Below are 6,950 nucleotides of genomic sequence, written 5' to 3' on the forward strand. Positions count from 1 at the left end.
GCCATGTCGGGACCCGCGGTACCCACCAGCGCCGCGCACACCGCCCACCGTCCACCGCACCTGGAGAACACCGAGCTGACCGGCGGCCCGTGGCGCCGCTGGCGGGACGTCAACCGCGCCGTGAGCCTGCCGCTGGCCCGCGCCTGGCTGGAGCGGTCCGGCAACCTGGACAACCTGCGGACCGCCGCCGGGGAGGGCGACGCGCCCTACCGGGGCCCGGTGTACATGGACTCCGACGTGTACAAGGTCCTGGAGTCGGCGGCGTGGGAGCTGCGGTACGCGGCCGACCCCGGGCTCGCGGAGTTCGTCGAGGACACGGTCGGGTTGCTGGAGCGCGCCCAGGGGGACGACGGGTACCTCGACTCGCACTACCAGGTGGCGAAGCCGGGCGAGCGCTACACCCGGCTGGTCGACAGCCACGAACTGTACTGCGCGGGCCATCTGGCGCAGGCCGCGGTGGCCGCGCACCGCGCCGGACTCGGCGCCGCTCCCCGGCTGCTGGGAGTGGCGGAGCGGTTCGCCCGGCATCTCGCCGAGGTCTTCCTGGACGACGGCGAGGGGCCCGGCCTCGACGGTCACCCCGGGATCGAGACGGCGCTGGTGGAGCTGTACCGGGTGGCGGGCGAGGAGCGTCATCTCGCGCTGGCGTCCGCCCTGGTGGAGCGGCGCGGGCGCGGCCTGGTCGGCCCGCACAGGCACGGCGCGCGGCACCGCCAGGACCATCTCCCGGTGCGCGAGGCGCCCGCCGTCACCGGGCACGCGGTGCGCTCGCTCTACCTGGAGGCGGGGATCGTCGACGTCGCCGCGGAGACCGGTGACACCACCCTGCTCCGGACGTCCGCGCGGCGCTGGGCGGACATGGTCGCCACCCGGACCTCGCTCACCGGCGGCCTCGGTTCGCGGCAGGTCGGCGAGGTCTTCGGCGAGCGCTACGAACTGCCGCCCGACCTGTCCTACAACGAGACCTGCGCGTCGGCGGCGAGCATCCAGTGGAGCTGGCGGCTGCTGCTGGCCACCGGGCACACCCGGTACGCCGACCTGATCGAGCGGACCCTGTACAACGCCTTCGCCGCGGCCCGTTCCGCCGACGGCCGCACCTACTACAAGGGCAACCCGCTCCAGCGACGCCCCGACCACGCCGAGGCGGTCGGTGACCCGCGCTGCCGCGACGCGTGGTTCTTCTCGGCCTGCTGCCCGCCGGCCGTGACGCGGCTGGTCGCCTCTCTGGAGCACTACGCCCTCACCGCCTCCGGGCACGCCGGTGTGCCCACCCTCCACCTCCAGCAGTACGCCCCGCTGACCCTGACCGCGCGGCTGGCCGGCGGCCGGGTGGGGCTCAGGACCGAGACCGACTACCCCTGGCGGGGCGAGGTCGCGGTCACCGTCACCGAGACACCCGAGGAGCCCTGGGCGCTCGCCCTGCGCGTGCCGCCGTGGAGCACCCGCACCTTCCTGGACACACCGGAGGGCAAGGACCTCGCCGTCACCCCCGACCCGGACGGGTACGCGGTGGTACGGCGGACCTGGCGGCCCGGCGACACCGTGACCCTGCGGCTCGACATGACGCCCCGGCTGACCCTGCCGCACCCGCGGATCGACGCCGTGCGCGGCTGCGCGGCCGTCGAACGGGGCCCGCTCGTCTACTGCTTCGAGCAGGCGGACCAGCCCGACGGTGTCGCCGTGGACGACCTCGCGCTCCCCCGGGACGCCGTCTTCGAGGAGGTCGCGCACACCGACCTCGACGGCCTCGGCCCCACCGTGACGCTGCGGACCCGGGCGGCGGCCGTGACCGGTGCGCACGAGGCGGGGCTGCCGTACCGCACGCTCGGCGGGCCGCACGCCGACGACACCCGCGGGGCGGTGACCGCCACCGCGGTGCCCTACTTCCAGTGGGACAACCGCGGTGACGGGGCGATGCGGGTGTGGACGCCGCTCATCGACGGCTGACGTCGGGTGTGAGCCGGTACCGGCCGCCCTCGCGCGTGGTGAAGGACACCACGTTCTCCTCGGGGCGGTCGGCGTCGGCGCCCCGGACGTCCACCCGGTGCGGGGTACGCACCCGTACCGGGTTGCCCAGCAGCGAGTGGATCTCGGCGTGCGTGACGCCGTCGGCCGTCCAGGCCAGGTCGACCTCGAAGCCGCCGCGGGCCCGCAGCCCCCGGAAGGAGCCGGTGGGCCAGGCGTCCGGGAGCGCGGGGAGCAGCTCGATCTCTCCGGCGTGGCTCTGGAGCAGCATCTCGGTGATGCCGGAGACACCGCCGAAGTTGCCGTCGATCTGGAAGGGCGGGTGCAGGTCGAAGAGGTTGGGCGCGGTGCGGGCCGGGGTGAGCAGGTCGGCCAGGTGCTTGTAGGCGCGGGCGGGGTCCAGCAGCCGCGCCCACATGTTGATCTTCCAGGCGAGGGACCAGCCCTGCCCGGCCGTGCCGCGCAGCTCCAGGCTCTTCACGGCCGCCGCCGCCAGGTCGGGGGTGGTGCGGGGGTTGATCTGCGCGCTCGGGAACACACCGTAGAGGTGGGAGACGTGGCGGCTGCGGACCAGCGCCGCCTCCTCCCAGTCCTCCAGCCACTCCTGGATCTGCCCGAGGTAGCCGATCCGGGTGGGGGCGAGGCGGTCGCGGACCTCCGTGACGCGTTCGACGAGCCCGGCGTCCTTGTGCAGCACCTTCGCGGCCTGCCGGTAGGCGTCGAAGAGATCCCGCAGCAGTTGCATGTCCATGGTGGGGCCGGCGCAGATGCTGACGCTCTCGCCCTCGTCCTGGTGGTGGGTGACCTCCGGTGACTGGGAGGGGTTGGTGACCAGGAAGCCGGTCCTGGCGTCGGCCTGGAGGGTGTCGAGGAAGAACTCCACCGCGCCCTTGATCACCGGGTAGTTGCGGCGCAGGGCGGCGGTGTCGCCGGTGAACTGGTAGTGGTCCCAGAGCATGACGCAGAGCCAGGCGCCGCCGGTCGGCCACATGCCGTACTGGGCGGCGTCGACCGGGGCGGTCCCCCGCCAGCCGTCGGTGTTGTGGTGCAGCACCCAGCCCGGCGCGTCGTACAGGGCCTTCGCGGTGCGGGCGCCGGACTCGGCGAGTTCGTGGACCATCTCGACGGCCGGGTCCCAGCACTCGGCGAGGTTGCCGGGGCCGGCCGGCCAGTAGTTCATCTCGAAGTTGATGTTGACGGTGTACTTGGACTCCCAGGCCGGGTTGAGGCTGTCGTTCCACAGGCCCTGGAGGTTGGCCGGCTGGCCCGGCGAGCGGGAACAGGAGGCCAGCAGGTAGCGGCCGTACTGGTAGTAGACCGCGGCGAGCTGGGGGTCCTTGCCGTCGGCGAAGAGCGGGATGCGCTCGTCGGTGGGGAGGGCGGTGCGCTCGGACGGGCCGAGGTCGAGGGCGACCCGGTCGAAGAGCCGCCGGTGGTCGGCGACATGCCGGGCGCGCGCTTGCGCGTACGGTCTGCGCGCGGCCGGTTCGAGGTGGCGGCGGGCGCGGTCCTCCTCGTCGGCGTCGGCGTCGAGGTAGCTGCGGTAGCTGGTGGCGAGGGAGACGGTGAGGGTGACGGCGTCGGCGCCCTCGACGGTCAGTGTGCCCTGGTCGGTGCGGACCGTGCCGCCCTCGGCGCGGGCGCGGGCGAGCGCGCGGAAGCGCACCGAGCCGGGCAGGCCGTACCAGTCGCCGCTGATCCCGTCGAGGGCGACGGTGTGTCCGTCGACGGTGGAGTCGCCGCCCCGCTGGGGTGTGGTGAAGCGGGCGGTGAAGGTGACGGCGCCGGGGGTGTCGGCGGTCAGCCGGACGGTGATGACCTGGTCAGGGGCGCTGGCGAGGACCTCGCGGGTGTGCCGGACGCCGCCGCGGGTGTAGGCGGTGCGGGCGATCGCGGTGGTGAGGTCGAGTTCCCGCTCGTAGCCGGTGACCTCGCCGGTGTCGGGGAAGGTGAGCTGGAGGTCGCCGAGCACCTGGTAGGCGACCTGTTCGGAGGGGGCGCCGATGAAACTGCTGTCGATGAGCCGCTGGGCCTGGTTCCACTTCTCCTCGACCACCAGGCGGCGGATCGTGTCGAGGTGGTTCACGGCGTCGGGGCGGGCGTAGTCGTGCGGTCCGCCGGCCCAGAGGCTGTCCTCGTTGAGCTGAAGCCGTTCGGTGTCCGTCCCGCCGAACACCATGGCGCCGATCCGGCCGTTGCCGACGGGCAGTGCCTCCAGCCACTCCGCGGCGGGGGCCCGGTACCAGAGGCGCAGGGGGTTGTCCCCGGTCGTCACCGCCGCCGCGGTACCGTCCGCCTCTCGTGGTGCGGCCTGCGCGGCGCCGGTGCTCAGCGCGGTCGCCGCGGCGGACGCTCCGGCCGCGGCCAGGACGTGCCGGCGTGACAGCTCGGACATGGGGGTGCCTCCAGGTGGTCGGGGGGGACGGGCGGCTGCGGGCGGGGACGGCGGCGCGCCCGTGGAGGTGCGCGCCGCCGTCCCGGTCGTCCGGCTTACTGGGTGTCGCCCTCGGGCAGCGGGTAGGGGAAGGCGTCGGTGACGCCGATCTTGTCGTACTCCATCCGGGAGGCGTCGAAGCCGTCCTCCCAGTTGGCGTTCGCCACCTCGTTGCACTGGTAGCTCTGGTAGGACTGGTCGGTGGTCCTGCCGACCTCGATGTCGGCGAAGCTGAAGCCGCAGCCACCGGCGTCCATGTGCACGCCGCGGGTGCCGCTGTCGGGCATGGAGCTGTCCGGGATCACGTCGCCGATGACGACCTGGCGGACGTGGTTGTCGACGGTGTGCGGTTCGAAGTTGTCGACGCCGTAGGTGTAGAAGGCGCCCATGTCACCGCTGTCCAGCCCGGCCTCGTCGATGCGCAGGTACTCGAAGGTGTTGTCGTGGGCGTAGTTGTCGGTGCGCTCCACCTCGGGGCGGACTTCGAGGCTGATGCCGTAGCGGGCGCTGTGCTTGATGTGGCTGTGACTGACGGTGTTGTGGCCGGTGTTCTGCAACTCGATGCCGGAGGCGTCACCGGGGACCAGTTCGCCGTAGTGGGTGATGTAGTTGTTGGTCAGGGTGTGGCCGTTCGAGGTGTTGCCCTCGCCCGGGTACGGTCCCTCGACCTTGATGCCGTCGGCGCCGATGTTCTCCAGCAGGCTGTCGCGGACGGTGAGCCGGTCGTTGGCGAACAGGGCGTACACGGCGTGGTAGCCGGTGTCGGACATGTGCAGCCGGGAGAGGGTGACGTCGGCGCTGTTGGTGACGGTGACGGCGCCGAAGCGGTTGCGGGGCAGTTCGATCTGCCGGTCGTACTCCGGGTACTTGTGGGCGACGCCGGAGTCGCCGTCGCTGATCCAGCCGTAGCGGTACCAGTCGACGAAGTCGGTGTACTGGAGGGAGAGTCCGTCGAGGGTGACGTTCTCCACGCGCCGGTCCGGGGAGACACCTGCCAGGTTGAACAGCGTCTTTACCGTCGGGCGCAGCAAGGTGACGTCGTCGATGTCACCGCGCGGCTTGTAGTAGAGCTGGCCCTTCTTGAAGTCCATGTAGTACTCGCCGGCCTGGTCCAGGAAGTCCAGCGAGTTCTGGAGGAAGTAGCGGGAGCCGCCCCGGGAGTTGATGAGGGCGTAGCGGGTCCAGTACTTCAGGGTCATCTGGTTCTTGGCGGCGTTCCAGTCCCGGATCGGGACGGTGTCGGTGAACCAGCTCCAGCTGCCGCCGGACCAGATCACCGCCTGGGCGTTGCTGAGGTCCCAGTTCGCGTCCCACTCACCGGGGTTGGAATACAGCCACTGGCGGACGGCCTCCTTCTCCGGCTCCTTGAGGACGGAGGTCAGGTACGGGGCCCACTCGTCGTCGGACTTGCGGTTCGGGTAACGGGCGGTGGTGGCGCGCTCGCCGTCCTCGAAGAGGGTGTAGAAGGGCTGGTCGGTGCCGACGTCGGCGCGGTAGATGCCGTCCTTGTACTCGCTCCAGCCGGTGACCGGCTCCGCGCCCGTGACGCGGGCCTTGCCGGGGCCGTCGTAGGAGCGGTAGACGACCTGGTGGCCGTCGGCGCCGGAGTCGCGGTCGTCGAGGTCGACGGTGCGGTTCAGCGGGTAGTCGCCGGCCCGCAGGTTGACGTTGATGTCGCAGCGCATCCGGCCGGGGCGGTTCAGGCCCTTGGCGCGGATGTGGTCGCGGGCGCCCTCGACGGTCTTGAAGGGCCGGCTCTTCGTACCCTTGGCCTTGTCGTTCCCGTCGGGTGACACGAACAGTTCGGTGGCGGTGCAGCCGGCCTGCTTCGCGGTCGCGTCCGGGGCGTCGAGCGTCGCGCCGGCGACCAGCAGGGCACCGGCGGCCAGCAGCAGCGGAAGTCTCGACCTTCGTCGTCTGGAGGGGATGAGGGACACGGGATCTCCTTGCCGCGAGGGTGTGGGTACGCGTCGTTCGGCCCGTGGAACGGTGGGCGGGTACGAGTACGGGAGTACGGGAAACGGGGTGCGGTGACATGACAGGGCGGCGCGCCGCGTCCGGGGCCCGGTCCGGCAGCAACGGACCGACTGTGGCCTCATGGCCGGGGACGTCCCCGCGGCCCGCGCGGCACTCTCCGCACGATCTAGTGGGTCACCGATCGAGCACCGATAGTTAATATGTTCGCGCCGAGGTGCCGTCAATACGTCGACGAGAACGAAAAGTTGCTGACTTCGCGACGACGCCCCTCGGACCGTCTGAGTCACAAGTCCACTCATCCCTGGAGGGGCGGCGCCATGCCCGTTCCCGAAGTTCCCGCGTTTCCGCAGCTGAGCGAGGAGGAGCGGGCCGTCCTCGCCGACCTCACGGGGGAGCCGTCCGGGCCGATGCGGCTGCGCGGCCGGATCGTCCTCGCCTGTGCCGAAGGGCTGACCGTCGCGGAGGCCGCCCGGCGGCTCCGGGTCAGTCCGGCCACGGTGGCCAAGTGGCGCGAGCGCTATCTGCGCGGCGGAGCGGCCGGGCTGCGCGACGCGCCCCGCTCGGGCCGGCCGCG

General features: G+C 72.1%; 4 protein-coding genes. 2 read left to right on the forward strand and 2 right to left on the reverse strand.

The annotated features are described in order from the left end of the window. Window positions 1–3: 3 nt before the first annotated feature. Window positions 4–1,947 carry a glycoside hydrolase family 127 protein gene (locus tag UW392_RS11180; RefSeq protein WP_320774770.1) on the forward strand — a complete coding sequence of 648 codons (1,944 nt, stop codon included), beginning with the start codon at window positions 4–6 and terminating at the stop codon, window positions 1,945–1,947. Here the strand turns inward: UW392_RS11180 and UW392_RS11185 are convergent. Continuing rightward, the gene (locus UW392_RS11185; RefSeq protein ID WP_320774771.1) at window positions 1,934–4,360 is read right to left on the reverse strand and encodes a glycoside hydrolase family 95 protein; all 2,427 of its coding nucleotides are present in this window, start codon (window positions 4,358–4,360) and stop codon (window positions 1,934–1,936) included. The two genes, UW392_RS11180 and UW392_RS11185, sit on opposite strands and share 14 nt — an antisense overlap. A gap of 95 nt (window positions 4,361–4,455) precedes the next feature. Beyond that, the gene (locus tag UW392_RS11190; RefSeq protein ID WP_320774772.1) at window positions 4,456–6,336 is read right to left on the reverse strand and encodes a right-handed parallel beta-helix repeat-containing protein; all 1,881 of its coding nucleotides are present in this window, start codon (window positions 6,334–6,336) and stop codon (window positions 4,456–4,458) included. A gap of 357 nt (window positions 6,337–6,693) precedes the next feature. Here UW392_RS11190 and UW392_RS11195 point away from each other — a divergent pair. Further along, window positions 6,694–6,950, forward strand: a 257-nt coding sequence (locus tag UW392_RS11195) for a helix-turn-helix domain-containing protein (protein ID WP_320774773.1), incomplete at its 3' end; no start/stop codon positions are given.

The sequence above is a fragment of the Streptomyces sp. CRN 30 genome, assembly GCF_034105845.1.

What these genes read in the sequence shown, in the direction of transcription:
- UW392_RS11185 (WP_320774771.1), bottom strand. Translation starts at nt 4,360, where the DNA reads ATGTCCGAGCTGTCACGCCGGCACGTCCTGGCCGCGGCCGGAGCGTCC.
- UW392_RS11180 (WP_320774770.1), top strand. Translation starts at nt 4, where the DNA reads ATGTCGGGACCCGCGGTACCCACCAGCGCCGCGCACACCGCCCACCGT.